This is a genomic window from Halomonas urumqiensis (assembly GCF_003028575.1).
Classification (GTDB): Bacteria; Pseudomonadota; Gammaproteobacteria; order Pseudomonadales; family Halomonadaceae; genus Halomonas; species Halomonas urumqiensis.
Genome location: NZ_PYUD01000002.1, coordinates 138,529 through 164,934 on the forward strand (window position 1 = coordinate 138,529; position 26,406 = coordinate 164,934).

Here is a 26,406-nt window from a genome sequence, read left to right on the forward strand (position 1 = left end):
GGACATGAAAACAGGGGCTTTTCCGTGATTCGCGGTGGACGCGGCTCGGGATAATGGCGTCCATCAGAGTTCCGCCTACCTCGCAGGCGGCCAACCGCGATGGACGGACGCAGCACATGCTCCCTTATTCGATGACCGTTTGGATGAACGTTTCAATGACCGTGCACGCCGCAATCGCCCCACGCCGGGCAGGGTGCCACGCATGAGCCAGGGTGCTTCGGCGACTGGCGGCCAGGCTCCCCGACAGCCTGACAGCACCCCGTCAGGGGGGCTTTCACGTCTCAAGGGCCAATTGCGCGGCAATCCGTTGATTGTCGTGATGGTGGCCGGTGCCGCGTCGATCGCCATCCTCGTGGCGCTGCTGATGTGGGCGAGTGCCCCGGAATATCGCGTGCTCTACAGCAACCTCGGTGATGCCGATGGCGGAAAGATCGTCAACGAGCTCGAGACGCGGGGCATTCCCTACCGTTTCAGCGCGGGCGGCCAGGCGCTGATGGTGCCCGGCGACAACGTCCACTCGCTGCGCCTGCAATTGGCCGAGCAGGGCCTGCCGCAGGGTGGCAACGTTGGCCTCGAGCTGATGGATGATCAGGCCTTCGGCATCAGCCAGTTCGCCGAACAGGTCAACTACCAGCGTGGCCTGGAGGGCGAGCTGTCGCGCTCCATGGAATCGCTCGGGCCGATCTCGCGCGCCCGGGTCCACCTGGCCCTGGCCCAGCAGTCGGTGTTCGTGCGTGACCGCGAGCCAGCCAAGGGCTCGGTGATCCTGACCCTGCATCCTGGCCGCACTCTAGCCGAAGGTCAGGTGCGCGCCATCGTCCACATGGTATCGAGCAGCGTGCCGGAACTGGCCGCTGACGACGTCACGGTGGTCGACCAGGACGGCCGCCTGCTCTCCGCCGAAACGGCCGGCTCCCGCGACCTCGATGGCACCCAGCTCGACTACATCGCCGAGGTGGAGCGCTCCTATCAGCGTCGTATCGAAAGCATTCTGGTGCCGCTGCTGGGCCGCGACAACGTGCGTGCCCAGGTGGCCGCGCAGGTCGACTTCGCCAGCCGCGAGCAGACCTCCGAGCGCTATGGCCCCAACCAGCCGCCCAACGAGGCCGCGGTTCGCAGCCGCCAGGCGAGTGTTTCCTACAACGGCGGCGACGACCTGGCGCAAGGCATTCCCGGGGCACTCAGCAACACCCCGCCAGGCGTTGCGCCCTCGCCCATCGAGCTTGCCGAGGGCGAAGCCGATGAGGATGGCGAGAACCCGGAAAACACTGAAGCCAGCTTCGAGGCCACCAATAACCTGCGTCGCGACGAGGTCACCAACTTCGAGGTGGATCGCAGCGTCGAGCATGTGCTGCATCGGCGCGGCCAGGTGGAGCGCCTGTCCGCCGCGGTGGTGGTTAACTTCCGTGACGAGGTGAACGCCGAGGGCGAGCCGACCCGCGTGCCACTGAGCGCCGAGGAGATCGCCCAGATCGAACGCCTGGTGCGCCAGGCCATGGGCTTCTCGACGGCGCGTGGCGATGAGGTCGAGGTGGTCAACAGCGCCTTCTCGCGCACCGAGCAGGCCGACGACAGCCGCGAATGGTGGCAGTCGCCCGACATCCTCGACATGGCCGCAAGTGCTGGGCGCTACCTGCTGGTGGCACTGGCCGCACTGCTGATCTACCTGCTGATCCTGCGCCCGCTGATCAAGCGCCATACCCAGGCCCCAATGCCCCAGCCGCAGGCCGGACCGACCCTGCGCGTTCAGGTCGGCGATGACGACGAACCGCAACCGGCATCGGCGGCGGCGGACGATGAGCCGGAGACCTTTGATGCGCCACGCAAGCGCCGTCGCAAGTCGTCGGCCTACGAAGAGAACCTCAGTGACCTGCGCGAACTGGCCCAGGAAGACCCCCGCATGGTGGCCATGATCGTGCGCAGTTGGATGAACAAGGAATGAACAAGCCTGCGAACATCAGTGGCGCGCGCCGCAGCGCCATCCTGCTGCTGGCCCTGGACGAAGACAGTGCGGCGGAGGTCTTCAAATACCTCTCGGCAACCGAAATCCAGCAGATCAGCAGCGAAATGGCCAAGCTCGACCAGGTCTCCCATGAGGAGATGCAAAAGGTGCTGGCCGACTTCCACGCCGAGACCGAGGAGTTCATCGCCCTCAACCTCAACTCCAGCGACCACATCCGCTCGGTGCTCACCAAGGCGCTGGGCAGCGAGCGTGCGTCGAGCCTGATCGAGGACGTGCTCGAGACCTCCGGTGCCACCTCGGGCATCGATGCGCTGAACCTGATGGAAGCCACCATGGTCGCCGAGCTGATCCGCGACGAGCATCCACAGATCATCGCCACCGTACTGATCCATCTCGAGCGCCACCAGGCCGCCGACGTGCTGGAGCTGTTCGACGACAAGCTGCGCAACGACGTGGTACTGCGTATCGCCACCTTCAGCGGCGTGCAGCCGGCGGCACTGCAGGAGCTCACCGAAGTGCTCTCCGGCATGCTCGATGGCCAGAACCTCAAGCGCAGCAAGATGGGCGGCGTGAGAACCGCCGCCGAGATCCTCAACCTGATGAATACCAGCCAGGAAGAGGCGGTGATCGAGACGGTACGCGCCCACAGCGAGGACCTCGCCCAGAAGATCATCGACGAGATGTTCCTGTTCGAGAACCTGCTCGACCTGGACGACCGCAGCATCCAGATGGTGCTCAAGGAGATCGATACCAACTCGCTGGTGGTGGCCCTCAAGGGCGCTCCCGATGTGCTCATGGACAAGTTCCTGCGCAACATGTCGCAGCGCGCCGCCGACCTGGTGCGCGAGGACATGGAGGCCCGTGGCCCGATTCGCATCTCGCAGGTCGAGGCCGAGCAGAAGGCGATCCTGCAGATCGTGCGCCGCCTGGCCGACAGCGGCGAGATCGTGCTGAGCGGTGGAGACGACACCTATGTCTGACACGAACCGGTCTGACACGAGCCGGTCTGACACGAGCCGGCCCGGCAGCCAGAGCCTGCCGCTGCACGACAGCGAGGCGAGCTGGCGCCGCTGGCAGATGGACGAGCTGAGCACGACCCGCCAGCCCGAAAGCGATGGCGGACCCTCGCCAAGCGAAACCGCGCGCCGCAAGGCCGCCTTCCAGCGCCAGGCCGAACAGCGCGCGCTGCGTGAAAAGGTAATCGAGCAGGCCCGTGCACAAGGGCACCGCGAAGGGTTCGATGCCGGCCACGCCGAAGGGCATGCCGAAGGACTCGCCAAGGGGTTCGAGGAGGGCCACGAGCAAGCACGCCAGGCGTTCGAGCGCGAGGCACGCGAGACCCTGGCGCCGATGGCCCCGCTGGCCATGGCATTCAGCGAGGCACTTTCGCAACTCGACGAGGATGTCGCCAACGAACTGGTCGAACTGGCGCTGGCCACTGGCCGCCAGCTGGCCGGCGAAGCGCTCAAGTCACGCCCCCGGCAAGTACTCGAGATCGTTCGCGGCCTGCTGCACAGCGAGCCTGCGATGGCCGGCAAGCCACGGCTGTGGCTTCACCCGCTCGATCATAAGCTGGTGCAGCAACATCTCGGCCAGGAGATGGACGCGGCGGGTTGGACGTTGCAACCGGACGATGCCATGACCCGTGGCGGCTGCCGGGTCGCGAGTGCCAGTGGCGAGCTGGATGCCACCTGGGAAAGCCGCTGGGAGACCGTCAAGCGCCAGGTGCGTCATCGCCGGCCAGCGGCCACGGGCGACGGGGACAACGCGTCACGCTCGGACTCGGGTTCAGGTTCGGGGAGCGACACACCATGAGCACCGCTGCCGCCCACCAGCATGTCACCGACCACCATCAGCGCTGGCAGCAGTCGCTCGAACGCGTGCGCCGGCGTGTCGAGAAGGTGCCACCCTTTCGCGCCAGCGGCCGGGTAGTGCGCGCCACAGGCATGGTGATCGAGGCTGTGGGCCTGGCGGCCCCTCTGGGCAGCGCCTGTCGCATCGAACTGCCGGCCCCTTACAGCCACGAGCCCCCGCGTCATGCCGAGGCCCAGGTCGTCGGCTTTTCGGGCGAGAAGCTCTACCTGATGCCGCTTGCCGAGATCACCGGGCTGGTGCCCGGTGCGCGCGTCTTCGCGCTGAGCGATATCGGCGGTAACGGCACGCGGCGTTTTCCGCTCGGCGAGGCCTTGCTTGGCCGCGTCCTGGATGGCAACGGCGAGCCACTCGACGGGCTTGGCCCGCTCGACGAAGTGCCGCGCGGCCCCCTGCAGACTCCACCGCTCAACCCACTTTCACGTGCCCCGATCAAGCAGCAGATCGATGTCGGCATCCGCGCCATCAACGCCCTGCTGAGTGTCGGCCGCGGCCAGCGCATGGGCCTGTTCGCCGGCTCCGGGGTCGGTAAATCGGTGCTGCTGGGCATGATGGCGCGCTTTACCCGTGCCGATGTGATCGTGGTCGGGCTGATCGGCGAGCGGGGCCGCGAGGTTCAGGACTTCATCAACGACATCCTCGGCCCACAAGGGCGTCGCCGCGCCGTGGTGGTGGCCGCCCCCGCCGACACCTCGCCGCTGCAGCGCCTGCAGGGCGCCGCCTATGCCACGCGCCTGGCCGAGGGCTTCCGCGACGAGGGCAAGAACGTGCTGTTGATCATGGATTCGCTGACCCGCTACGCCATGGCCCAGCGCGAGATCGCCCTGGCCATCGGTGAGCCCCCGGCCACCAAGGGCTATCCGCCCTCGGTGTTCGCCAAGCTGCCGGGGCTGGTGGAACGCGCCGGCAACGGCAAACCGGGGGGTGGCTCGATCACCGCCTTCTATACGGTACTCACCGAGGGCGACGACCAGCAGGACCCGATCGCCGATTCGGCCAGGGCGATCCTCGACGGCCATATCGTGTTGTCGCGAGAGCTCGCCGAGGCGGGCCACTATCCCGCCATCGATATCGAGGCCTCGATCAGTCGCGCCATGACGTCCATCGTCGAACCCGACCAGCAGCAGCTCGCCCAGCGTTTCAAGCGAATGTTCTCGCGCTACCAGCGCAACCGTGACCTGATCAGCGTCGGCGCCTACAGCCCGGGGCACGATCCGCAACTCGACGAGGCCGTGCAACGCTACCCGGACTTGGAGGCATTCCTGCAGCAGGGTATCGACGACAGTGCACCATTGGATACCGCCCTGGATCAGCTTGCCGATGTCATCGGCGCGCCAGGGACGAACACTCAGTCATCCACCCAGCCGACCACCCGGAAGGGCAACCGATGAGCCATACGCCGACGCCTCTCGATACCCTCACCGACCTGGCCCGCGATGCCCGCGACCAGGCTGGGCAGACGCTCGCCAGCGAACGCCTCAACGAACGGCAGGTGGCGGGCCAGCTCGAATCGCTGGGTCGCTACCGCCTCGAATATGCCCAGCGCTTGCAGCAGGCGATGCGAGATGGCATCGACCCGGCCACCATGCGCAACTACCAGCGTTTTCTCGACTCGCTGGATGATGCGCTGGCGCGTGCCCGCCAGGCCCTGGGAGCACAGCAGCAACGGGTCGGCCAAAGCCAATCCCACTGGCAACAACAGCAGCGCAAGCTGTCGTCCTACGACACCCTGGTCTCGAGACGCGCCATGCAGCAGAGCCTGAAGGCCGAGCGCCAGGAACTTCGCGCCAGCGATGACCTGGTCAACACCCGCCTGCTACGCCAGCGCCACAACCATCATGACAGCTGACCTCTTGACAGCTGATTTCGCCGGAGAATCGACATGACCATTCCGCTGCTTCTCGCGACCTCTCACGGCCAGACCCAGGCGCCGGCGGAACGTGCCGGTAAGGGTGGCAACGGCGGATTCAGCCTGGATCTCGCCGGTGCCGGCGCGACCGCCGCCCAGGCCAAGCGCCCAGTCGCCTCACCCGGCACGTATCCCGGCACTTCTTTCGGCACTTCGCCAACCCCGGATACCCCGCCTGCCAGGGCGGTACCCGCCACGGCAGGCACAGCGGGCAACGCACAGGTGCTGCCGGGCAATCCCGCGCTTGCCGAGATCGCCGAGCGCATGGCGTTGATCCTCTCGGCCGGAAACACCGCTGGCGGCCAGGGCCCGCAAGGTGGGCACCACTCGATCACCAACGCCGAAGCGATCGATGGTCTGGCAGCGTTGCAAGGGGTCCAACTCACCTTGCCACTGAACGCGGCTGGCAGTCACGGGGCCCCGACCGGAACACCGGGCGAGCCGCCGAGCAACGCGATCAGCGAAGACCTGGGCCAGGAAGCGCTCGACCAGACAGCGCGCGAGACCGAGCTGGCCGCTCAGGTGCTGGCCGACAAGCCGCAGAGCGATGCGAATCTGAATGGACAGATGCTGCCCAGCACGCAAGTGCTGGCGGGCCAGGCGTCGGCAGAGCAACGACTGGCAGGACAGCACCAGGCCAATGATCTCGCCGAGCGGGCCAGGTCAGCCGAGGCCAGGCAAGCCAACCCCGCCTTGCAGGCAGGCCGTGACGGACTGGAGATGATCCGCGCCGCCGGTGAGCGTGCCGCCGCCCAGCAGGGCGAACCTCAGCTTGCCGACAGCGCCCCCAAGGCCACTACTCTACCCGACGGCGCCCTGCGCTCCGGGGAGTCCAGCCGCGAGAGTTTCTCGACACTGCTGGCAAGCCAGGCCAACGGCTCGGCCAATAGCGCCGATGCCACGTTTGCCAGTACCACCCACCCCAGCGCCCAGGGCACTGCCGCTACCAATGGCCAGGTGAGCCTCAGCGCGCCGCTGGGCAGCCAGGCCTGGCCGCAGCAGTTCACTCAGCAGCTCTCTCATCAGTTCGGCCAGCAGATGCACCTGCTTGGCCAGCGCGGCGGTGAACAGCGCATCGAGCTGCACTTGAACCCCGCCGAGCTGGGTCCGCTCACAGTGTCGCTGAAGGTCAGCGAGCAGGCCGCCCAGGCGCAGTTCCTGTCGGCCCATGCGCCGGTCAGAAGCGCGGTGGAACAGGCCCTTCCGCAGCTTCGCGAGGCGCTTGCCGAGCAAGGTATCAGCCTGGGCGACACCTCGGTGGGCGAGCAGCGCGGGCAACAATCGCCGGAAGGTGAGCTGGCCAGGCGCGGCCGCCCCGGCAGCGGCGCCATGGGCGAGGGGGCGGAAGATGCATCGGGAGCCGCCGCTACAGCCGCGCCGATGACAGCCGATATATCACTCGACGGGCGGGTGGATCTCTACGCCTGATACCTAGTCGACACCCGATACACAGTCGACACCCAGTACACAGTCGACACCCGATACACAGCCGGCACCCGGCGCTGTCACTGGGCGCCGGGCAAAATGCCGAGATAGGCCCCATAGCGTGGCCTGTTCACTTCTTCGTACTTGTCACCGAGCCCGCATACTGACGCCAGTGGCAAGACCAGCGTGCTCCGACAGGGCCCAAGGATATCCAGCAATGGCGAAATCGACAGGTGGCTCCCGAAAGCTGCTCTGGCTCATGGGGATCGTCGTGATCCTCTCCTCCTCCGCAGCGGCGGCGGCACTCTACATGGTGTTCGACCAGCGCAATGACGGTGCCCAGGCTCAGAGTCAAATTCAGGAAGAGGTCGTGGCAGAGCGTGTGGCGCCGATCTTCGTCACCATCGAACCCTTCACGGTCAATCTTGCCGACGATCAGTACGGCACGCGGCTGCTCTATGCCGGCATGACGCTCAAGGTGGCCGATCAGCACACCCGCGAGGTTCTCACCGAGCACATGCCTCAGGTGCGCAGCCGCCTGCTGATGTTGTTTTCCGGTCAGCAGGCGCGTGAGCTGACCGGCCCCGAAGGCAAACGGACGCTCGCCGAGGAGGTGCTTGCGACCCTCGATGCGCCGATGACCGAGAACCAGCCCGAATTGGCCATCGACGACGTGCTGTTCACTGAATTCATCGTGCAATAAGCGGATCCCGAGCCCCATGTCCCAAGATGATCTGCTGTCGCAGGAAGAGATCGATGCGCTGCTCAAGGGCGTCAGCGGCGAAGAGGAAACCAGCGCTTCCGCCAGCGGCGAAGATTCGCGCATTCGCCCCTATGATCCGGCCACCCAGCACCGGATCATTCGCGAGCGCCTGCATGCCCTGGACATCATCAATGAGCGCTTCGCGCGGCATTTCCGCATGGGCATGTTCAACCTGCTCAGGCGCAGTGCCGACATCACCGTGGAAAGCGTGCGCTACCAGAGCTACAGCGACTTCTCGCGCAACGTGCCGGTGCCCACCAACATCAACATCATCGCCATGAAACCGCTGCGCGGCTCGGCCTTGATCGTCTTTCCGCCGAGCCTGGTGTTCATGGTGGTGGACAACCTGTTCGGCGGCGACGGGCGCTTTCTGACCCGCTCCGAGGGCCGCGAGTTCACCAATACCGAGCAGCGCATCATCATGCGCCTGCTCAACCTGGCCATCGACGCCTACAGCGAGTCGTGGAAGTCGGTCTATCCACTCGAGATCAGCTTCGTGCGCTCGGAGATGCAGTCGAAGTTCGCCAACATCACCAACTCGCCCAACGAGATCGTGGTCAACACCTCGTTCAACATCGAGGTGGGCAACCTCTCCAGCAGTTTCCAGATCTGCATGCCGTTCTCGATGATCGAGCCGCTGCGCGACCTGCTCTCCAACCCGCTCAACGATGGCCACCAGAATCAGGATGGCAGCTGGAGTCGGCGCATGGCCGGTGAAATCCGCCGCTCGGAAGTCGAGCTGGTGGCCGACTTTGCTTCCATTTCATCGCGTATCGCCCATGTCATGGCACTCAAGGTCGGTGACATCCTGCCGCTGGAGCTTCCTGAAAGCGTCACCGCCAAGGTCGACGGCGTGCCGGTCATGGAGTGCGAATATGGCAGCCAGCACCAGCAACGCGCCTTGCGGGTCATCCGCATGATCGATCACGCCAACGCCACCGCATCACCCGACACCTTCGTCAAGGGGTCGACACCGTCATCCAAGGAATCCAAGCATGACTGATCCCAAGAAGCCCGATCAGAACATCGACGACGACTGGGCCGCGGCCATGTCGGAGCAGGAACAGTCGGAGCAGGAACAAGCCGAGCAACAGGGTACCGGCGACGACGACCCTTGGGCGGCGGCCATGGCCGAACAGGCCGAGGCTGAAGCCCAGGCCGAAACGCCCAGCGAGCCCGACGCCGAGCCAAACGCCCAGTCGGCAAGCGACAGCGTGTTCCGCCCGCTTGCGCAGTCGGCTGGTGGCGGCGCCTCCCGCGACCTCGAGATGATCATGGACATCCCGGTCAAGCTCGCCGTAGAGCTGGGCCGCACGCGCATCACCATCAAGCAGCTGCTGGAACTGGCCCAGGGCTCGGTGATCGAGCTCGATGGCCTGGCCGGCGAGCCAATGGACATCCTGATCAACGGCTACCTGATCGCGCAGGGTGAAGTGGTGGTGGTCGACGACAAGTACGGCATCCGCATCACCGAGATCATCACTCCCTCCGAGCGCGTGCAGAAGCTGAACCGATGAGCGACATCCCTACCCCCGATGCCTCGTCCGGCGGCCTGGATGGCCTGGCCGCCGGCGGCGAGTTGATCGGCCTTGCCACGTTCGGCAAGACCGCCGCCGTACTGGCGCTTATCGTCGCGATCCTGTTGATCGCACGAGTTGTGCTCAAGCGCGCGGGGCTCGGCCAGGCCCGCCATGGTGACCGCCTGCGCGTGGTGGGCGCCGTCGGCGTCGGCAATCGCGAGCGGGTGGTGATCGTGCAGGTCGAACAGACCTGGCTGGTACTCGGCGTGGGTAGCGGCAACGTCAATAAGCTGCACGAGCTGCCGGCACCACCAGCGGATGCCACGCCTCACGCCACCGGCGCTCATTCCAATGGCCACGGCCCCTCCTTCGCCGACGGCGACAGCTTCGCCGCGCGCTTCGCCAAGGCACTGAAACACAATGCGGGCCTGGGGCGGGGCAAGTCGTGAGTCGCACGTTCCCGATGCTGGCGGTGCTGCTGGCGGCCCTGGCCCTGCTGCTGTCGCCCGCCGAGGTCCTTGCCCAGCAATTGCCCGGCATCACCAGCCAACCGCTGGAAGATGGCGGCCAGCAATGGTCATTGTCGCTGCAGACCCTGCTGCTGCTCAGCTCGCTGGCCTTCCTGCCGGCGCTTTTGCTGATGATGACCAGCTTCACGCGCATCATCATCGTGCTGAGCCTGCTGCGGACCGCCATGGGCACCCAGGCCACGCCACCCAACCAGGTGTTGCTCGGCCTGGCACTGTTTCTGACCTTCTTCATCATGGCCCCGGTGCTCGACCTGGTGTACGAGACGGCCTGGCTGCCGTTGACGGCGGAAGAGATCAATTTCGAGGAGTTCCTGCGGCTGGCCCAGGCGCCGTTCCGGGAATTCATGCTGGCCCAGACCCGCGAGCCTGACCTGGCGCTGTTCGCCCGCCTGGCGGATGTCGGCGAGATGCAGGGCCCCGAGGACGTACCGCTGCGGATTCTGGTGCCCTCCTTCGTGACCAGCGAGCTCAAGACCGCCTTCCAGATCGGCTTCATGGTGTTCATTCCGTTCCTGATCATCGACCTGGTGGTGGCAAGCGTGCTGATGTCGCTGGGCATGATGATGGTGCCACCGATCACCATCTCGCTGCCCTTCAAGCTGATGCTGTTCGTGCTGGTGGATGGCTGGCAGCTGATCGTCGGCTCACTCGCGCAAAGCTTTTATGTATAGCTTTTATGTCTAGCTTTTATAGTAAAACCAGGAGACAAACATGACCCCGGAAATGGTGATGGGCCTGGCCTACCAGGGCATGCGCGTGACCCTGCTGCTGGCCGGGCCGCTGCTGATCACCGCGCTGGTCACGGGGCTTCTGGTCAGCCTGTTCCAGGCCGCTACCCAGATCAACGAGATGACCCTGTCGTTCATTCCCAAGATCCTCGGCGTGTTCCTGGTGCTGGTACTGGCCGGCCCTTGGCTGCTCAAGCTGATTACCGGCTTCACCCGCGAGCTGTTCATGAACATACCCACGCTGGTGTCTTGAGGAACCGGCCATGGTCGAGGTGACTTTCGCGCAACTCCAGGCCTGGCTCGTGGCCTTCCTGTGGCCCTTCACACGGATCACCGCCTTCCTTGCCGCCTCGCCACTGTGGGGGCACTCGAGCGTGCCCCGCCAGGCCAAGATCGGGCTTGCCGCGCTGGTAGCATTTATCATCGCGCCCACGGTGGCCACCCCCGATGTGCCGGTGATCTCCTGGGCGGGTGTCGGCATCATGGCCGAACAGATGCTGATCGGCGTGGCCATGGGGCTGGTGATGCACATCACCTTCGCCGTGGTACAGGCCACCGGTGACTTCATCGGCCTGCAGATGGGCCTGGCCTTCGCCACGTTCTTCGATCCCAGCAGCGGCACCAACATGGTGGTGCTGTCGCGCTACCTGTACATGATCACGCTGCTGATGTTCCTGGCCTTCAACGGCCACCTCATCGTGCTGGAGATTCTCGCCACCAGCTTCGATACCCTGCCGATCGGCCTTGGCGGCTTCAACGCCGGCGCCTTCGATATGCTGGCGCGCTACGGCGGCACCATCTTCATGGCCGGCATGCTGCTGGCGCTGCCGCTGGTCGGGCCGCTTCTGATCATCAACCTGGCGCTGGGCATCCTCAATCGCTCCGCGCCCCAGCTCACGGTGTTCAATATCGGCTTCCCGGCCTCGTTGACCGTCGGCCTGATCCTGATGATGGTATTGATGACCGACATCGGCCGCTTCCTCGAGCGACTGTTCGCAGGCTCCCTCGACTTCATGCGCCAACTGCTCGACGCCCTCGCCCCGCTTCCACCCGCGGGCTGAATGACGCCCAAAAAAAACCGCCCTGACGGGGATCCGAGGGCGGCAAGGGGCCATGGCGGGAGGTAACCAAACCACGGCCAACAGGGTTGATGAGCCTAAGAGGGTGTTTACAAATGCAACGAGCGATGGCCAGACAAGGCGAAATCAGCTGAAAAAGCGCAGTTTACGAGGGTGTAAATGAGCATTTTGAAGGTGATTTCAACGCCGTATGGCCAAGCGCAGTAGTTTGTAGACATCCTCTCAGCGGAGGTAGTCGAACAGCGACATCCCCTTGATATCGACGAAGGCGCGCTGGGAGGCTTGCAGCCCGACCTGGCGCAGGCTGTATTCGGAGATCGCCTCGGCGTAGTCGAGGTCGATCAGGTCCGACAGCGTCTGCTCGTAATTGAGCATGCGGTTGCCGCCCACGGCGTCCACCACATCGAGCTCGTTGAGCCTTGCGCCTACCGAGGCGCGGGTGGTCAGCACGTTGTCGAGACCGTTGTCGAGCTCGCGCATCGAGGTGTTGAGCGTGTTGCGCAGCGCGGCTTTCTTGGCGGGCGTGTCGGCTGGTTCCTCGAGTACCGCAAGGGCCTTCTCGAAGGTCTTGAACAGGTCTGTGTTCATCTGCTCGGCCTGGCCGATCGTCAGCTCGTCACCGGCTTCGGGGTCGCCCGCAAGGGTCAGCGTGATACCGCCGAAACTGAGTGACTGGCCCGGGGTATAGGGCTCGTCATTCGCCACGTTGGTCACCGTGCCATCGGCAGCCACGCCTTCGATACTGTAGGTGGGGTTGTCGGCATCGCCACCGAAGGTGAGGGTGTAGGTATCGCCGTAGCCGGGGTCGGCGGGATCGCCGATGCGCGGGCCACTGAAGGTCACGTTGCCGGCATTGCCGGGCGCGGCCTCGGCCAGGTAGCCCGCGCCGCTGGCCACGCTCTGGAAGATCTTTTCGCCATTGTCGGCGACCGGCATCAGCCGTGAGGCATCGATACGCTGCTCGCGGGTATTGGCATCGCCTACATAGTCCACGGTGCCGTCGCCGTTGCGCTGAAAGGGCGGGCTTGCGTCCTGGTAGCCGCCGAACAGGTAGCGGCCATTGCCGTCGGTGGCATTGGCCTGGCCGATCACCGTCTCGTAGATGCCACGCAGCTCGCTTGCCACCGACTGCCGGTCGGCATCGCTCAGGGTGTCGCTAGAGGCCTGCACCATCAGCGTCTTGGCACTGGTGATGGCGTCGCTGACGCTGTTCAACACGCTTTCCGACTGGGATAGCGAGTTGCGCGCACTGACCCGGGAGTCGGCGTACTGCTCGGTGAGCGCCTTGGACTGGGAGACGCCCACCGCGCGTGATGCGGCCTGGGGGTCGTCCGAGGGGTTGACCACTCGGCGGCCGGTGGCGATCTGCTGGCCCACCTTCATGAAATCGCCCTGCTGGCGATTCATCGAGGAGACGCTCTGGTCGAACATGGTGACGGTACTGATACGCATGATGATGGACGTCCTTCGAATCAGTTACGCAGGCCAAGAATGGTATCGAACACCGTGGAGGCGGTATCGATGACCCGGGCATTGGCGGAATAGAACTGCTGGTAACGCAGCAGGTTGGCGGCTTCCTCATCGAGGTTCACGCCGGATTCCGACTGCTGCACGGCCTCGAGCTGGTCGGTGAGGCCCTGGCGGGCATCGAGATTGACCTTGACGATGTTGCTGCGGTTGCCGACGTCGCTGACCATGCCGGCGTAGGCCTGGTTGAGGGTCGCCTTGCCGCCGACCATCCCCTCGTTCTGCAGCTCCTGCAGGGCCAGGGCATTGGTGTTGTCGCCGGAACCAGCGCTGGTGCCGGCAGCGATCTGGTCCAGGTCGCTGATCTCGCTACGCATGTCGGCGGCGGCACGGCGCACCGGCTGGATCTCGAAGCGATCCCCTTCGCTCGGGGCGATATCGAACTCGAGCGATACACCACCGACATCCAGCGTGCGTGCGGCGGGGTCCCAGTCGAACTCGGCGGCGGCCAACCGCTGGCCGGAATCCTTGCGGGTGATCTCCGGCTCACCGGCGCCATTGAAGCGGATGCTGTAGTCGGTGGCGCTAAGCGCGGCGAGGTTGTCCGTATCGAGGGTAGCGCTTGCGATCTCGGCACCGCTCGGGTTGCGCTCATCGGAATAGGCGCGCGGCTCGCCGATGGAGAAGACATCCTGGCCCGGGTCGCCATTCAGATCGGTGCCCTCGCGATGCACCTCATTGAAGCGCGTGGCAAGCGACACGGCCAGTTGACCGATCTGGTTCTGGGTCTTGTCGAGGGTCTCGGCGCGAAACTGCATCAGCCCACCCAGGGTGCCACCGTCCACGGTGTTCTCGGGCAGGGCCACCAGGCCACCGGATGAGTCGCGGTAGCCCAGCACCGTGCGCTGCGGGTCGGCGGGAGAGTCCATCGCCTCGAGCCGGTAGTGGTTGGTGCCGGACACCAGCGGCTGGCCATTGGGCAGGCTGATGTTGTAGGTCTTGCCATCCTGGACATCCAGGGTGACGTTCATCCGCTCGCTGAGCTCGCTGACCAGCTGGTCACGCTGGTTTTGCAGACCATTGGGTGCTTCACCGGTACGTGCTCGCGCCAGGGTGATCTCGCGGTTCAGTGTCGCCAGCTGCTCGGTGGCATTGTTGATCTGGGTGACCTCGTCGCTGATCTGGCCGTTGATGCCTCGCTGCATGTCCTGCAGGTAGCCATCGAAGGCGCGAAACTGGGCGGTCAGGGTATCGGCGGTACCCAGCAGGCCCTGGCGGGCCGCAGGGTCGGAGGGCGCACTGGCCAGGTCCTCCAGCGAGGAGAAGAAATTCTGCATCAGCGGTGCCAGGCCCGCATCACGATCGGCCAGCAGGTTGTCGATCTGGCTGACCTGGCCCTGGTAGGTGGCAAGCGCACTGGAACTGCTGGTAGCCGAGTTGAGCTGCTCGGCCACGAACTGATTGAACTGGCGCTGGATGTCGTTGACCTGCACACCGCCGCTGCCGGCGCCCTCTCCCAGGATCACCAGTTCCCGGTTGTATCCGGGGGTGTAGACGTTGCTGATGTTGTTGCTGGTGGTGGCCAGCGCGTTCTGGGCCGCGTTGAGACCACTGACCCCGATGGAGAAGATGCTCATGCTGTCGTTTCCTTAGGCCGATAGGAAGAGTATCGGCAGGTAAGTCCAGGCCTTTAGGGCAATATCAGTCATCAGCCGGACGATGAAGGGCTCAGGTTCCTTCATTCGCGCTCTTCAGTAGCGCAGGAACACCAGCGACTCGTTGCCTGGTGCCACCGGGCCGAGGGAATCCATCACCGCGATCAGCTTGTCGGCGTAGGCCGGGTCGGTGGCATAGCCACCCGCCTGCAGCTCGTGTGCCGCCTGCTTCGCGTCGGGGGCATCAAGCACCTTGGCGTAGCGCGGGTTGTCGCCTATCAAGCGCGCATAGTCGGTGAAGGCGGCCTCGAAGGAGTCATAGACCCTGAAGCTGTCGTTGACCCGCGTGCGCTGGCCGTTGAGGTATTCGTGGGTGGTGATGTCGGTGGTGGGCCCACGCCAGCTACTGCCGGCCTTGATACCGAACAGGTTGTGGCTGTTGCCGCCACTGGCGGTGGCGATCTCGTGACGCCCCCACCCCGTCTCGAGCGCCGCCTGGGCAAGGATCAGCTCGGCCGGCACGCCGGTCTTGCGGCTGGCGGACTGGGCCGGACTGGCAAGCCGGTCGAGAAAGGCCTGGACATGGTCCGGTGGCGTGGCATCACGCTCAGGGGTGGCTGCGGCACTTACCCCCGCGGGCTTGGCCCGGGATCGATCATCCCGCTCGGCACGGCCTTCCTCCGCCGGGCGCGCGTCATTTGATGTCTCGGCGGGCACGGCCGCCACGCTTCCCATGAACCCTTGGGAGGCGGTGGCGAGTTCATCCATGAAGCTTTCGGGGGCGGGGGCGGCGACGCCTGCATTGGCAGTGACGCCCTCCTCGGCGGCGTCGCCGTCAGCAACGCGAGCATCCTCATCGCCGCCTTCGTCGGGTCTCAGGGCATTTTCCAGCACACGCGGCGCACCGCGTGGAATCCCGGCGATCAGCTCATCGATCTCGCTGCCGCGTGGCTGGCTGCCCGAAGGCACCATGCCGCTGGCCTGCATCTGCGACACCAGGCTATCGGCCAGGCCGATGCCGCGCGAGGCGATGGTCTGCGACCACTGCTGGTCGAGCAGCGATTGGTAGAACTGGGTCTGCTGGCTGTCGATCAACCCGGTAGTGGGAATCGCATCACGCATGCTCTTGAGCATCGTCTGCACGAACAGCGCCTCGAACTGCTGCGCGGCACCCTTGACCCCCGAGGAGGGGTCGCGGGCAGCGGTATGCTTGAGACGCTGCAGGCCATTCATGTCGAGGGCGAACTGGCTACCCATGTCCTGCACACTCATCAGATGATCTCCAGTTCGGCACGCAGCGAGCCCGAAGCCTTGAGGGCCTCGAGAATCGCCATCAGATCCTGGGGCGTGGCGCCCAGCGCATTGAGCGCATTGACCACGTCGACCAGGTCGGCACCTTCCACCACGCGCAAATAGGCTTCCTGCTGCTCGATATCGATGTCCGCATCCGGCACCACTACCGTCTCGCCCTCGCCGAATGGCGACGGCTGGCTGACCCCGAAGCGCGTGTCGATGACGATCGACAGGTTGCCATGGGCAACGGCGGCACGCCGCAGGGTCACGGCGCTGTTCATCACCACCGAGCCGGTGCGCGCGTTGAATACCACCTTGGCGGCGGCTTCGGTTGGCGTGACGTTTATGTTTTCGATACGCGCCATGAAGTTGACCCGCGAGTTGGCGTTGGCTGGGCCATCGAGGGCGATCACCCGGCCATTGCGGGCCGCGGCCACCGGGCGGCCGAACTCGTCATTGATGGCGGTGACCACCCGCTGGGCGGTGCCGAAATCGCTTTCGAACAGCTCAAGCTCGAGAAGGCCACCATTGGCGCCCAGCTCCAGCGGCACCTCGCGTTCGACCATCGCGCCGCCGGCGATTCGCCCACCGGCCTGCTGGTTGATCTGCACGCTGCTGCCACCCGCTTCGGCACCCGCGCCAGCCACTAGCAGGTTGCCCTGGGCAATCGCGTAGGTGTCGCCATCGGCGCCCTTGAGCGGGGTCATCAGCAGGGTGCCGCCGCGCAGGCTTCGCGCGTTGCCGACCGAGGAGACATTGATGTCGAGGCGCTGGCCGGGCCGGGCGAACGGCGGCAGGTCGGCGGTGATCATCACCGCCGCGACGTTACGCAACTGCATGTTGGTGCCCGGCGGCACGGTGATGCCGAGCTGCGACAGCATGTTGGTCAGGCTCTGGCCGGTGAACGGCGCCTGCATGGTCTGGTCACCGGTACCGTCGAGGCCCACCACCAGGCCGTAGCCGACCAGCACGTTGTCGCGCACGCCGGCGAATCCGGCCAGTTCACGAATTCGCTCGGCCTGGGCCGGCATGGCGATCAGCCACACCAGCAGCAGGCAGGCGAGCCGCCAGGCAGCGGGGCGAAACGAGGTCTTGGCGAGTCTGCTCATGTGGCGTCGTGTGTCCATGGTCGCACGCCGTCAGAAGGGCGAGACATTGAGGAAGAAGCGCTGCAGCCATCCCATGTGCTGGGCCTCATTGATATAGCCATCCCCGACGTACTCGATGCGCGCATCGGCCACCGACGTGGAGGGAACGGTGTTCTGGCCAGTGATGGTGCGCGGGTTGACCACCCCGGAGAAGCGGATGAACTCCACGCCCTGGTTGATGGCGATCTGCTTCTCGCCACGCACCCTGAGATTGCCGTTATGCATGACCTCGAGCACCGAGACGGTGATGGTGCCGGTGAAGCTGTTGTTGGCCTGGGAGCCACCGCCGCCGCTGAAGTCGCTGGCACCCGACAGGTCGAAGCCGTATTCGGCCAGGGTCTCCAGCGCGTCCGGAAGCTCGGCAAGCGACAGCTCGGAGGAGCCATTGCGATTGGCATTGGACTGGGCGTTCTTGCTGGCGCTGACCTCCTCGTCGAGGACGATGGTCAGGATATCGCCGATCATGCGCGGCCGACGATCCTCGAACAGCGGCTGATAACCACGCTGCGGCTGGTAGATCGAGCCGTTGGCCTCGCGAGGTGGTGGCTCGGTGATCGCGATCTGCTCCTGCTCGCCGACCACCGAGGCGCGTGGAATCTGCGCACAGCCAGCGAGTGCCAACACGGCAATCCCCAGCAGCAGGGTCAGGGACCTCGGATACACGTTGCCTTGCTCGGGGCTGATCTGGCGACAAGCCTGCAAGGAGGCGCTTTGGACCCCTCCCTGGGCGCTACCGACGCCATCCATGGCGTAGGACCTCCTTTCCGGCTTGTCCCCAGCGCCCCTTGGTGTCTTCAAGTGCGCCAGCCCCAGCAGCAGGGTGGTCATACGCGACAACGTGCGAGGCTTCATGCCCATCTCTCCCGGCCCATGGGCCTTACAGCTGTGCCAGGCGTGCCAGCATTTCGTCGCTGGTCTGAACCGCCTTGCTGTTGATCTCATAGGCGCGCTGGGTCTGGATCATGCTGACCATCTCTTCCACCACGTTGACGTTGGAGGTCTCGACGAAGCCCTGGAACAACCGGCCAGCGCCGTTCATGCCGGGCATCGCCTCGTTGCGGGGACCCGAGGAGGTGGTCTCCATGTAGAGGTTGCCGCCGATGCTCTCGAGTCCGGTCGGGTTGACGAAGGTAGAGACGGTGATCTGGCCGACCTGCTGGGTCTGGGTGGTGCCCGGCTGGGTCACCGACACAATGCCATCCTCGCCGATCGATACCGACAGCGCATTGGGGGGCAGGATGATCGCCGGTTCCAGCGGATAGCCGTTGGCGGTGACCATCTGGCCGTTCTCGTCGAGCTGGAAGCTGCCGTCGCGGGTGTAGGCGGTGGCGCCATCGGGCATCAGCACCTGGAAGAACCCCTGCCCGTTGATCGCCAGATCGCGCGAGTTCTCGGTGTTCTCGAGCCCGCCCTGGTTGTGCAGGCGCTCGGTGGCCACCGGGCGCACCCCCGTGCCCACCTGCATGCCGGAAGGCAGGCGGTTCTGCACGTCGTTCTGGGCGCCGGGCTGGCGCAGGTTCTGATAGAGCAGGTCCTCGAACACTGCCCGCGAGCGCTTGAAGCCGTTGGTGCTGACGTTGGCCAGGTTGTTGGAGATGACGTCCAGCTTGACCTGTTGCGATTCAAGGCCAGTCTTGGCCGTCCACAGTGACTTGATCATGGGGATTCCTGTTGCGGGTGCCGTCAGCCCTGAATCGACAGCAGGTTGTTGGCACGCTGGGCGTTTTCGTCGGTGGTGCTGATGACCTTCATCTGCATTTCGTAGCGGCGCGCCACGTCGATCATCGCCACCATCGACTCGATGGCGTTGACGTTACTGCCCTCCAGCGCACCGCTGGCGACACGCGCGTTCTCATCGGCGGCCAGGGCCACCACTTCGCCCTCGGCATTCGCCGGCGGGCGGAACAGGCCATCTTCACCGCGGGCCAGTGGCTGGTCGGGGGTCACGAGCTTGAGGCGACCGACATCCACCAGAGCGTCGGGATTCTCGCCCGGCCCGATGGCGCTCAGCGTGCCATCGGCGCCTACCGAGACATTCGCGCCCAGTGGCACGATGATCGGCCCGCCCTCACCCATCACCGGGCGGTCGACCAGGGTGACCAGGCCATCGCCATCCACCTGGAGATCGCCACGCCGGGTGTAGGCCTCACCGCCGTCCGGGGTCTGCACGGCGAGCCAGGCATCACCCTCCAACGCCACATCGAGCTCGCGGCCGGTACGCATCACCGGCCCCTGTGAGAAATCGGCGCCGGGGGTGCTGGCGGCAACCGAGGTGCGCGTGGCAAGCGCCGCCTCTCCCTCGACCGGCACCGCGCGCATGGCGTTGAGCTGGGCACGAAACCCGGCGGTATCGACATTGGCCAGGTTGTGGCTGACCACCGACTGCTGGTCCATGCTCTGCTTGGCGCCGCTCATCGCGGTGTAGAGAATGCGATCCATGGTTCAGGCTCCCGATTCAGACGCCTCAGCGCAGGTTGATGGCGGTCTGCAACAGCTCATCCTGGGTCTTGATGGTCTGCGAGTTGGCCTGGTAGGCGCGCTGGGTGACGATCATGTCGACCAGTTCACGAGCCATGTCCACATTGGACGTCTCGATGGCACCTGATTGCAGCAGGCCCAGCAGGCCGGTACCCGGCTCGCCGACCAGTTCCGCACCGGAGGCTTCTGTCGCCGACCAGACGTTATCGCCGGAGGGGTTCAGGCCTTCCGGGTTACGGAAGCTGGCAAGCGCGATCTGACCCGAAGGACGCGACTGCTCGTTGGCATAGTTGCGCATCACGGTGCCGTCATCCTCGATCTCGATGCCGACGAGAGAGCCCGAGGTGTAGCCGTTCTGGCTCAACTGGCTGGTGGTGGAGTTGTTGCCGAACTGGGTGGAGCCGGCGAGATCCAGGGTAAACGCCAAGTCGGCGGGCTCGCCTCCCAGCATGGCCTGGTCGAAGGTGATCTCGGGCATGGCGTTGGGCGCAGGCGTCGCCAGCACGCCATTGGCGCTGAACTGGGTAGTGAAATCATTGGCCGCGGTGTAGCTGCCATCCATTACCGCTCTACCGGTCCAGGTGTTGTTGCCGGTCTTCTCGTAATAGATGTTGAAGTTGCGCGGATTGCCCAGCGAATCGTAGGCCGTGAAGTTGTTGGAGAAGTGGTAGTCGAGCGTATCGGCGCCACCGTTCACATCCACCGAATTGAGCCCCTCACCCGGTTGTGAGCGGGCGTCCAGGTTGATCGTGGTGGCGACATTGGTGGTGGCGCTAGCCGGCATCTCCTCGGCTTCCACATTCAGCGGTACCGGCTGGCCGCCAACCTGCACCTGACCCTCGGCATTCAGGCCATAGCCCATGATCTGCGCGCCCTGGGCATTCACCAGGTCGCCATCCGAGGTCATGGTCAACTGGCCATTGCGCGAGTAGACCACCTCGCCGCTGGGCTGCTGAAGGCGGAAGAAGCCCTGGCCAGCCACGGCCAGGTCGAGATTGCGGTTGGTGGACTCCAGGTTGCCCTCGCTGAAGTTCTGCAGTACCGCCGAGACCCGCGTCCCCAGGCCGACCTTGGAGTTGGCGAAGACATCCGCGAACTGGGCGCTGGAGCTCTTGAAGCCCACGGTCTGGGAGTTCGAGATGTTGTTGCCGATGGTGCCCAGCTTGGATGACTGGGCGTTAAGGCCACTCAGGGCTTGTGAAAAGCTCATGTCGGATTCCTCATCAAAGAATTTGCTTGACCTGGCCAAGGCCGACCTGGCCATAGATGGCGCCCAGATCGAGCCGCACGCCTCCGTTGTCGTCCGGCGGCGTCACACCGCTCACCACCGCATAGTTGAGTGATTCAACCTCCACGGCATCCTCGCCACTGGTGGCCTCGATACCCACCCGGTAAGCCCCGGAAACGGCACGCTCGCCTTCGCTGGTCAGGCCATCCCAGGTGAAGGACTCTACGCCGGCGCTGACCGGGCCGATGTCGTAGCGATTGACCACCTGGCCCGCGTCGTTGGTGATGGTCACCGTCACGTTGTCGGCCGACTGGCCGAGCTCGATACCGAATGGCGTGGCATGCATCTCGCCCTCGGCGCCCTCGTCGAGCAGCACGCGGCTCCCCGGCACCAGCACGCCCTGCCCGATCAAGCCGGAGGCCTGAAGGGTCTGGCCGGCGTTGATCTGTCCGGTGATGTCGCCAAGCGACTGGTTGAGATTCTCGATACCACTGACCGTGTTGATCTGCGCCAGCTGGCTCGTCATCTCATGGTTTTCCATGGGCTTGAGCGGGTCCTGGTTCTGCATCTGGGTGATCAGCAAGGTCATGAAGTTGTTGCGCAACTCGTCGGACTGCTGCGCATTGGACGCGGAGGCCGGGTTGGCATTGATGGTGTTGAGCACGTTGCTACCGATAGGCGAGGTCATGGCATCAACCCTCACCCAGCGTCAGTGTCTTGAGCATCATCTGCTTGCTGGTATTCAGCACTTCGATGTTGGCCTGGTAGGAGCGCGACGCCGAGATCATGTTGACCATCTCGTGTACCGGCTCGACGTTGGGCATCGTCACGTAGCCCTCCTCGTTGGAAAGCGGGTGCTCGGGGCGATACTCCATGCGCATCGGCGAGGGGTCTTCGACCACCTCGCGCACGCCCACGCCGCCGATGCCATGCGCCGCATCGGCCCGGCTTTCGAACATGACCTGCTTGGCGCGGTAGGCTTCGCCATCGGGCCCGGCCACGCTGTCGGCGTTGGCCAGGTTGCTGGCGGTGACATTCATGCGCTGGGACTGGGCGCTCATGGCCGACCCCGCGATGTCGAACACGGAAAACATCGACATGACGTGACGCTCCTTATGGCGGTGTCTTGATCAACGGCAGCACTTGATTCAGCTGCTGTGCCCTGATTCAGCTCGTATAATGCGTTCAGGGGTCATTCGGACTGCATCGCCGACTTGAGGCCCTGAATGCGGCTATTGATGATGGTCAGCGCCGCCTGGTAGCGCACCGAATTGTCGGCAAAGGCCGTACGTTCGCGATCCATGTCCACGGTATTGCCATCGAGGCTCGGCTGGTCCGGCACGCGATACTTGAGGCCATGATCGAGCGCACTGGAAAGCCCCTGCCCGGCAATATGCCGCTCGGAGGAGCGCGACAGCGCCAGTCCCTTCGAGGAACTCGTCGACACGGCCTTTTGCAGCTCACTGGCAAAATCCATGTCGCGCGCCTTGTAGTTCGGCGTGTCGGCATTGGCGATATTGCTGGCCAGCACCTTGTGGCGCTGCTGTCGAAGCGACAGCGCCTGCTGGTGAAAATCTAAGGCGGCACCGAGCTGGTCGATCATTCCGCGCTCCCTGGATGGCACGTGTTGGATGGCATTTGTTGACGATGAAGAATAGCCAGCCTTGCGTCAGCCCAAAGGCACGAACAGCCCCGCTTTCATGGCTCATTTCGACTCTTTCGCCCAGAGAAGGCTGGCTAGAATGGTCCGGCGACCCTGTTCCGAGCGAGTACCCGATGACCGCCAGCCCGCCAGCCACTTTCATTCATCGCGTCCGGCGTTGCGCCATGGTGGCCGTGCTGACCATGGTGGCTGTGCTGACAATGCCGCTGGCCATCGCGCCCGTCGCCGCCGATGACACCTTGATCGACGAAGTGCATGCGTTCCTGTATGAACAGGCCAGCGGCCTGGGTGACGAGGTGGTCATCGAGGTCCGCCCGCCTTCCGCGCGGCTGCCCGATTGCGAACACCCCGAGCCTTTCCTGCCGCGTGCCGGCCAACCACTTGTCGGGCGGATATCGGTGGGTGTGCGCTGCGGGTCGGATGGCCGACAGGTGCGCTACCTTCAGGCCGAGATCGGCATCATCGGAGGCTACCCCGTGGCGGCGCGTGACATCGCCGCGGGCAGCGTGATCGACGCCGGGATGCTCGAGACCCGCCACGGCGACCTCGCACGCCTTCCCCGCCAGGCCGTCGTGGATTCGCAGCGAATCATCGGCCAGGTGGCGCAACGCCCGCTGGCAGCTGGCTCGACCCTGGAGGAACATCAACTTGCTGCCAGGGCACTGGTGGAACGCGGCCAGACGGTCACGGTCGAAGCCCGTGGGTCGAGCTTTCAAGTGACACGTGAAGGCGAGGCCCTGGAGCCGGGAGGCCAGGGCGAGCGGGTCAGGGTGCGATTCGCCAATCGCCAACTGGTCACCGCGACGGTCGTCGGCGAGGCGAGGCTCGCCGTGGACTTCTGAATCAGCGCTGCCGATTTGCTAAAGTTATCCCTACGCTGGCCGATACTCCGGACAAGCGCACCGGCCATGAGGCAAACATCTTGAAGATTGACAACCAGAACCCGCTGATCCGCCCCGGTCAGACACAGCAGCGTGACGACGCTCGCAAGGCCCAGGGCGCTGACCAGCCCGCGGGCAAGGATGCTGGCCCAGCGGCGATGACGCATCTGAGCCAGCGAGCGAGCGATACAGGCCAGGACATCGATACCGCGCGAGTCGCGGAAATTCGCGAAGCGATTCGTGAAGGTCGCCTAGAGATCCACGCCGAGCGTATCGCCGATGGCCTGATCGACAATGTAAGGGAAATGCTGAGGAAAGACGGCGAATGAGCCTGGCGAGACTGCTTGGTGACCAGAGCGAACGCCTGGCCGCCCTTGCCACATTGCTCGAGGCGGAGCTTGAGGTGCTGACCGCTGGCCAGATCGATGGCCAGCGCCTCTCGGCAGTGGCCGGGGAAAAGCAGTCGCTGCTGGAAGAGCTCGAGCGCATGGAAAGTCTGCGCCGCCAGGTACAGCAGCGGCTGGGCTACCCGGCCGGCCACCAGGGTGCACGTGCCGCGGCCATGGATGCGGGCTGCCTTGCGGCGTGGGAGGCCTGTCTCGACGCCACCGAACGCACCGCCCGGCTCAACGAGCTCGCCGGCCAGATGCTGGACGTTCGCCTGACCCACAACCAGCGCATGCTCGATTTCATTTCACAGGTCGCGGAAAAGACCCTCTACGACCCAAGCGGCCGCGCTGGCCGCCAGCCAGGGCGACTCAACGCCTCGGCCTGACCGCCCGCAACGGCCACCCCTTCAGTCTCCTTTCCATCCTCTCCTTACCATCCGTTCCGTTCTGTCCGTTCCGTTCTATCCGTTCCGTTCTATCAAGCCCGGCCCATCTGACCTCATTCCATCTGACCTCATTCCATCTGACCGCATTCCTTCAGGCCCCATGCCTTGAGGCCCATGCCCTGAGGGATTGTCTCTTCAGTTATCCTCGCTACGGGCGGCACACCAGGCCGACACGACATCGCCGTCCATGGGCGGGGATACCAGGTTGCCCTGGAAGCGGTCGAACCCCTGCTTGCGCACTGCCTTCAACTGCGACTCGGTCTCGACCCCCACTACGGTCGCGGCAAGCCCGATGATCTCAAAGCTTCTGGCCAGCGCCTCCAGGGTCAGGTCGGCGGGCCGCTTGCGCCCCAGCCGGCTGACCAGTTCGCGGCTGATCTTGGCTCGCGTCACCGGCAGGGTGGCGAGCTGGTAGAGATCGAGCGGCGTCACCCCCAACTCATCCACCACCAGGCTGACATCGAGTTGTACCAAGCGCTTGAGCAGGTGCCCTTGGGATTCACCGACGCGCAGCAGACTCTGCACCTCGATTTCCAGCGCCAGCCAACCGAGCTCTACGCCCTGCTGGCGCAGGAAATGATCCAGCGGCCTGCCATCGAAGACATCCTGCTCGAGGGTTGGCGCCGCGAGATTCACCGACACCCCGAGCAAGGCCAGACGGTCACCCGTTGCCCTCCAGTGCTGGTGCAGCTTGATCACCTGCTCCAGTACCCAGCGGTCGAGCCGAATCAGTTGCCCCATCTCGGCCGCCACGGGCAGAAAATCGCGGGGGTGAAGCAGCCCTCGACGGGGATGCTGCCACCTGACAAGCGCCTCGAATCCCATGCAGCGAAGCGTTGCCGGGTCGAGCTGTGGCTGGTAGACGACGCGAAAATGCTGGCTGGGTGCCATCAACGCCTCATGCAGCTGCAGGCGGAAGCTCGCCTGCTCCTCGATTTGCCGCCGCAGACGGGTGTCATGGAAGGCATGGTTGGCGGGGCCCGCCTTGCGCGCGTTGGCGAGTGCCGCCTCGGCAAGCCCCAACAACGCATCATGCTGGTCGCTATCCACGGGATAACGGGCGATGCCGATGGAGGTGGTCAGCAATTGTGGGCGGCTGCCAGCATCGAAGGGGGCGTCCATGGCCTCCTGGAAGCGCAGTGCAGCCGACTGCAGGCTCTCCGCGGTCACCGGGTGCTCGATCAGCACCCCCCACCTGGCCTGGTCGAGCCGCGCCAGGCTGTCCTCGCCACGAAAGGTATGGTCGATACGTCGTGACACCTGATGCAACAGGCTCCAGATCGCCGCCGGCCCGAGCCGCTTGCGCAAGGCCTCGATGTCATCCAGTTCGATCAACAGCAGAGCCAGTTGCTGGCCGAGGCGGTCGGCGCGCTCCGCGGCATGATAGAGCCGGTCATGGAACAGCCAGGCATTGGCAAGGCCAGTCAGCGCATCCTGTCCGGCCATCAAGGCATGCTCTTCATCACGCGCCAACAGGGTCAGCAGGCGGGCTTCTGGCTGGCGCAGCGAACTCACCGTCATGAGCAGCGAGCAAGCGCCATCGGCTATTTCCAGCTCCTGCCACTCCACCGGCGGTATGTCATCCACCTCCTCGTCGATCAGTTCCCTGACCGGCAGATGATCACAGACCTTGCTTCCACGCAGTGACTCGGCCACCAGGCCGCTGAGCTGGCAGAATCGCCGGTTGGCCACCTCGAAGCAGCCATTTTCGTCGACTACCGCAAGTCCCACCGGGGCGAACTCGAAGGCCATCGCCGCCCATACTGAGGGGTGCGTCGCCGGGGCGCTGGCACTCCCTGAAGAAGCGGTTCCCTTGGGTGGGCCGGAAGCGTCAACAGCCATGGTGTTCTCCTGGGCCAGCTGGCCATTGGCAAGTCAAGGTAATGTCGGCCACCCTAAGAGGAACTTGACACACATCGTGTGCTTTTTGCACGCTCCCTGACAATATACTCCCCCACACCATATAACC

Annotated in this window: 28 protein-coding genes; 16 read left to right on the top strand and 12 right to left on the bottom strand. The window is 64.8% G+C overall.

The genetic code is table 11. The features are described from left to right. Positions 1 to 202 precede the first annotated feature (202 nt). From fliF to fliR, 13 genes are all read left to right on the top strand, one after another. Complete coding sequence (gene fliF / locus C6V82_RS07995) at positions 203 to 1,942, top strand: flagellar basal-body MS-ring/collar protein FliF (protein ID WP_102586943.1); 1,740 nt, start codon at positions 203 to 205, stop codon at positions 1,940 to 1,942. Further along, positions 1,939 to 2,943 (top strand): flagellar motor switch protein FliG, encoded by a 1,005-nt coding sequence (gene fliG / locus C6V82_RS08000; RefSeq protein ID WP_102586758.1) that lies wholly within the window; start codon positions 1,939 to 1,941, stop codon positions 2,941 to 2,943. Before fliF ends, fliG begins: the two co-directional genes overlap by 4 nt. Then, entirely contained in the window at positions 2,936 to 3,778 is an 843-nt protein-coding gene (gene fliH, locus C6V82_RS08005; RefSeq protein WP_102586757.1) for a flagellar assembly protein FliH, read from the top strand. Before fliG ends, fliH begins: the two co-directional genes overlap by 8 nt. Next, the gene (fliI, locus tag C6V82_RS08010) at positions 3,775 to 5,226 is read left to right on the top strand and encodes a flagellar protein export ATPase FliI (RefSeq protein WP_102586756.1); all 1,452 of its coding nucleotides are present in this window, start codon (positions 3,775 to 3,777) and stop codon (positions 5,224 to 5,226) included. Before fliH ends, fliI begins: the two co-directional genes overlap by 4 nt. Continuing rightward, on the top strand, positions 5,223 to 5,684 hold the full coding sequence (gene fliJ, locus C6V82_RS08015; RefSeq protein WP_102586755.1) for a flagellar export protein FliJ: 462 nt from the start codon (positions 5,223 to 5,225) through the stop codon (positions 5,682 to 5,684). Before fliI ends, fliJ begins: the two co-directional genes overlap by 4 nt. A gap of 33 nt (positions 5,685 to 5,717) precedes the next feature. Further along, positions 5,718 to 7,172 (top strand): flagellar hook-length control protein FliK, encoded by a 1,455-nt coding sequence (locus C6V82_RS08020; RefSeq protein ID WP_102586754.1) that lies wholly within the window; start codon positions 5,718 to 5,720, stop codon positions 7,170 to 7,172. Between the two features lie 214 nt (positions 7,173 to 7,386). Next, positions 7,387 to 7,872: a flagellar basal body-associated protein FliL gene (gene fliL, locus C6V82_RS08025; protein WP_102586753.1), complete on the top strand. Its 486-nt coding sequence runs from the start codon at positions 7,387 to 7,389 to the stop codon at positions 7,870 to 7,872. A 16-nt stretch (positions 7,873 to 7,888) separates the two neighbouring features. Then, positions 7,889 to 8,935: a flagellar motor switch protein FliM gene (fliM, locus tag C6V82_RS08030; protein WP_102586752.1), complete on the top strand. Its 1,047-nt coding sequence runs from the start codon at positions 7,889 to 7,891 to the stop codon at positions 8,933 to 8,935. Beyond that, a complete protein-coding gene (gene fliN, locus C6V82_RS08035; protein ID WP_102586751.1) occupies positions 8,928 to 9,449 on the top strand; it encodes a flagellar motor switch protein FliN in 522 nt (173 codons plus the stop codon). Before fliM ends, fliN begins: the two co-directional genes overlap by 8 nt. Next, positions 9,446 to 9,901 carry a flagellar biosynthetic protein FliO gene (fliO, locus tag C6V82_RS08040; protein WP_102586750.1) on the top strand — a complete coding sequence of 152 codons (456 nt, stop codon included), beginning with the start codon at positions 9,446 to 9,448 and terminating at the stop codon, positions 9,899 to 9,901. Before fliN ends, fliO begins: the two co-directional genes overlap by 4 nt. Before the next feature lie 14 nt (positions 9,902 to 9,915). After that, positions 9,916 to 10,653, top strand: a complete 738-nt coding sequence (gene fliP / locus C6V82_RS08045; RefSeq protein WP_102586749.1) for a flagellar type III secretion system pore protein FliP — start codon at positions 9,916 to 9,918, stop codon at positions 10,651 to 10,653. A gap of 40 nt (positions 10,654 to 10,693) precedes the next feature. Continuing rightward, positions 10,694 to 10,963, top strand: coding sequence for a flagellar biosynthesis protein FliQ (gene fliQ / locus C6V82_RS08050; protein ID WP_102586748.1), 270 nt, complete (start codon positions 10,694 to 10,696; stop codon positions 10,961 to 10,963). A gap of 10 nt (positions 10,964 to 10,973) precedes the next feature. Beyond that, complete coding sequence (gene fliR, locus C6V82_RS08055; protein WP_102586747.1) at positions 10,974 to 11,771, top strand: flagellar biosynthetic protein FliR; 798 nt, start codon at positions 10,974 to 10,976, stop codon at positions 11,769 to 11,771. 240 nt (positions 11,772 to 12,011) lie between these two features. On the opposite strand, the gene flgL is transcribed toward fliR, so the two are convergent. The 11 genes from flgL to flgB form a co-directional block, all read right to left on the bottom strand. Continuing rightward, the gene (flgL, locus tag C6V82_RS08060; protein ID WP_102586746.1) at positions 12,012 to 13,241 is read right to left on the bottom strand and encodes a flagellar hook-associated protein FlgL; all 1,230 of its coding nucleotides are present in this window, start codon (positions 13,239 to 13,241) and stop codon (positions 12,012 to 12,014) included. Positions 13,242 to 13,261: 20 nt separating this feature from the next. Next, positions 13,262 to 14,893, bottom strand: coding sequence for a flagellar hook-associated protein FlgK (gene flgK, locus C6V82_RS08065; RefSeq protein WP_102586745.1), 1,632 nt, complete (start codon positions 14,891 to 14,893; stop codon positions 13,262 to 13,264). 114 nt (positions 14,894 to 15,007) lie between these two features. After that, entirely contained in the window at positions 15,008 to 16,183 is a 1,176-nt protein-coding gene (gene flgJ, locus C6V82_RS08070) for a flagellar assembly peptidoglycan hydrolase FlgJ (protein WP_102586744.1), read from the bottom strand. Next, positions 16,183 to 17,235, bottom strand: a complete 1,053-nt coding sequence (locus C6V82_RS08075) for a flagellar basal body P-ring protein FlgI (RefSeq protein ID WP_373297588.1) — start codon at positions 17,233 to 17,235, stop codon at positions 16,183 to 16,185. The genes flgJ and C6V82_RS08075 overlap by 1 nt, the downstream gene beginning before the upstream one ends. 108 nt (positions 17,236 to 17,343) lie before the next feature. Continuing rightward, complete coding sequence (locus tag C6V82_RS08080; protein WP_229843155.1) at positions 17,344 to 18,015, bottom strand: flagellar basal body L-ring protein FlgH; 672 nt, start codon at positions 18,013 to 18,015, stop codon at positions 17,344 to 17,346. A gap of 214 nt (positions 18,016 to 18,229) precedes the next feature. Next, positions 18,230 to 19,012 carry a flagellar basal-body rod protein FlgG gene (gene flgG, locus C6V82_RS08085; protein ID WP_102586741.1) on the bottom strand — a complete coding sequence of 261 codons (783 nt, stop codon included), beginning with the start codon at positions 19,010 to 19,012 and terminating at the stop codon, positions 18,230 to 18,232. Positions 19,013 to 19,035: 23 nt separating this feature from the next. Beyond that, positions 19,036 to 19,791: a flagellar basal body rod protein FlgF gene (locus tag C6V82_RS08090; protein WP_102586740.1), complete on the bottom strand. Its 756-nt coding sequence runs from the start codon at positions 19,789 to 19,791 to the stop codon at positions 19,036 to 19,038. 25 nt (positions 19,792 to 19,816) lie between these two features. Further along, positions 19,817 to 21,040, bottom strand: coding sequence for a flagellar hook protein FlgE (gene flgE / locus C6V82_RS08095; RefSeq protein ID WP_102586739.1), 1,224 nt, complete (start codon positions 21,038 to 21,040; stop codon positions 19,817 to 19,819). Positions 21,041 to 21,053: 13 nt separating this feature from the next. Continuing rightward, positions 21,054 to 21,746: a flagellar hook assembly protein FlgD gene (locus tag C6V82_RS08100; RefSeq protein WP_102586738.1), complete on the bottom strand. Its 693-nt coding sequence runs from the start codon at positions 21,744 to 21,746 to the stop codon at positions 21,054 to 21,056. 4 nt (positions 21,747 to 21,750) lie between these two features. Further along, complete coding sequence (flgC, locus tag C6V82_RS08105; RefSeq protein WP_102586737.1) at positions 21,751 to 22,158, bottom strand: flagellar basal body rod protein FlgC; 408 nt, start codon at positions 22,156 to 22,158, stop codon at positions 21,751 to 21,753. Positions 22,159 to 22,250: 92 nt separating this feature from the next. Next, positions 22,251 to 22,661: a flagellar basal body rod protein FlgB gene (gene flgB / locus C6V82_RS08110; RefSeq protein ID WP_102586736.1), complete on the bottom strand. Its 411-nt coding sequence runs from the start codon at positions 22,659 to 22,661 to the stop codon at positions 22,251 to 22,253. A 173-nt stretch (positions 22,662 to 22,834) separates the two neighbouring features. On the opposite strand from flgB, the gene flgA reads away from it, so the two are divergent. The 3 genes from flgA (at position 22,835) to C6V82_RS08125 (ending at position 24,377) form a co-directional block, all read left to right on the top strand. Continuing rightward, entirely contained in the window at positions 22,835 to 23,563 is a 729-nt protein-coding gene (flgA, locus tag C6V82_RS08115; protein WP_229843133.1) for a flagellar basal body P-ring formation chaperone FlgA, read from the top strand. Positions 23,564 to 23,643: 80 nt separating this feature from the next. Next, a complete protein-coding gene (gene flgM / locus C6V82_RS08120; protein WP_102586735.1) occupies positions 23,644 to 23,931 on the top strand; it encodes a flagellar biosynthesis anti-sigma factor FlgM in 288 nt (95 codons plus the stop codon). Continuing rightward, entirely contained in the window at positions 23,928 to 24,377 is a 450-nt protein-coding gene (locus tag C6V82_RS08125) for a flagella synthesis protein FlgN (protein ID WP_102586734.1), read from the top strand. The genes flgM and C6V82_RS08125 overlap by 4 nt, the downstream gene beginning before the upstream one ends. Before the next feature lie 195 nt (positions 24,378 to 24,572). Here C6V82_RS08125 and C6V82_RS08130 read toward each other — a convergent pair whose 3' ends face one another. After that, positions 24,573 to 26,279 carry an EAL domain-containing protein gene (locus tag C6V82_RS08130; protein ID WP_102586733.1) on the bottom strand — a complete coding sequence of 569 codons (1,707 nt, stop codon included), beginning with the start codon at positions 26,277 to 26,279 and terminating at the stop codon, positions 24,573 to 24,575. Between the last annotated feature and the right edge of the window lie 127 nt (positions 26,280 to 26,406).

Excerpts from the sequence above, each read along its gene's own strand:
- fliN (WP_102586751.1), top strand. The coding sequence starts at position 8,928 with ATGACTGATCCCAAGAAGCCCGATCAGAACATCGACGACGACTGGGCC.
- flgB (WP_102586736.1), bottom strand. The coding sequence starts at position 22,661 with ATGATCGACCAGCTCGGTGCCGCCTTAGATTTTCACCAGCAGGCGCTG.
- flgJ (WP_102586744.1), bottom strand. The coding sequence starts at position 16,183 with ATGAGTGTGCAGGACATGGGTAGCCAGTTCGCCCTCGACATGAATGGC.
- flgG (WP_102586741.1), bottom strand. The coding sequence starts at position 19,012 with ATGATCAAGTCACTGTGGACGGCCAAGACTGGCCTTGAATCGCAACAG.
- fliQ (WP_102586748.1), top strand. The coding sequence starts at position 10,694 with ATGACCCCGGAAATGGTGATGGGCCTGGCCTACCAGGGCATGCGCGTG.
- C6V82_RS08100 (WP_102586738.1), bottom strand. The coding sequence starts at position 21,746 with ATGACCTCGCCTATCGGTAGCAACGTGCTCAACACCATCAATGCCAAC.
- fliM (WP_102586752.1), top strand. The coding sequence starts at position 7,889 with ATGTCCCAAGATGATCTGCTGTCGCAGGAAGAGATCGATGCGCTGCTC.
- fliF (WP_102586943.1), top strand. The coding sequence starts at position 203 with ATGAGCCAGGGTGCTTCGGCGACTGGCGGCCAGGCTCCCCGACAGCCT.
- flgC (WP_102586737.1), bottom strand. The coding sequence starts at position 22,158 with ATGTCGATGTTTTCCGTGTTCGACATCGCGGGGTCGGCCATGAGCGCC.
- fliH (WP_102586757.1), top strand. The coding sequence starts at position 2,936 with ATGTCTGACACGAACCGGTCTGACACGAGCCGGTCTGACACGAGCCGG.
- flgE (WP_102586739.1), bottom strand. The coding sequence starts at position 21,040 with ATGAGCTTTTCACAAGCCCTGAGTGGCCTTAACGCCCAGTCATCCAAG.
- fliP (WP_102586749.1), top strand. The coding sequence starts at position 9,916 with ATGCTGGCGGTGCTGCTGGCGGCCCTGGCCCTGCTGCTGTCGCCCGCC.
- C6V82_RS08130 (WP_102586733.1), bottom strand. The coding sequence starts at position 26,279 with ATGGCTGTTGACGCTTCCGGCCCACCCAAGGGAACCGCTTCTTCAGGG.
- fliJ (WP_102586755.1), top strand. The coding sequence starts at position 5,223 with ATGAGCCATACGCCGACGCCTCTCGATACCCTCACCGACCTGGCCCGC.
- fliO (WP_102586750.1), top strand. The coding sequence starts at position 9,446 with ATGAGCGACATCCCTACCCCCGATGCCTCGTCCGGCGGCCTGGATGGC.
- fliI (WP_102586756.1), top strand. The coding sequence starts at position 3,775 with ATGAGCACCGCTGCCGCCCACCAGCATGTCACCGACCACCATCAGCGC.
- fliL (WP_102586753.1), top strand. The coding sequence starts at position 7,387 with ATGGCGAAATCGACAGGTGGCTCCCGAAAGCTGCTCTGGCTCATGGGG.
- C6V82_RS08020 (WP_102586754.1), top strand. The coding sequence starts at position 5,718 with ATGACCATTCCGCTGCTTCTCGCGACCTCTCACGGCCAGACCCAGGCG.
- C6V82_RS08125 (WP_102586734.1), top strand. The coding sequence starts at position 23,928 with ATGAGCCTGGCGAGACTGCTTGGTGACCAGAGCGAACGCCTGGCCGCC.
- flgA (WP_229843133.1), top strand. The coding sequence starts at position 22,835 with ATGACCGCCAGCCCGCCAGCCACTTTCATTCATCGCGTCCGGCGTTGC.
- C6V82_RS08090 (WP_102586740.1), bottom strand. The coding sequence starts at position 19,791 with ATGGATCGCATTCTCTACACCGCGATGAGCGGCGCCAAGCAGAGCATG.
- flgL (WP_102586746.1), bottom strand. The coding sequence starts at position 13,241 with ATGCGTATCAGTACCGTCACCATGTTCGACCAGAGCGTCTCCTCGATG.
- fliG (WP_102586758.1), top strand. The coding sequence starts at position 1,939 with ATGAACAAGCCTGCGAACATCAGTGGCGCGCGCCGCAGCGCCATCCTG.
- fliR (WP_102586747.1), top strand. The coding sequence starts at position 10,974 with ATGGTCGAGGTGACTTTCGCGCAACTCCAGGCCTGGCTCGTGGCCTTC.
- flgK (WP_102586745.1), bottom strand. The coding sequence starts at position 14,893 with ATGAGCATCTTCTCCATCGGGGTCAGTGGTCTCAACGCGGCCCAGAAC.
- C6V82_RS08075 (WP_373297588.1), bottom strand. The coding sequence starts at position 17,235 with ATGCCGGCCCAGGCCGAGCGAATTCGTGAACTGGCCGGATTCGCCGGC.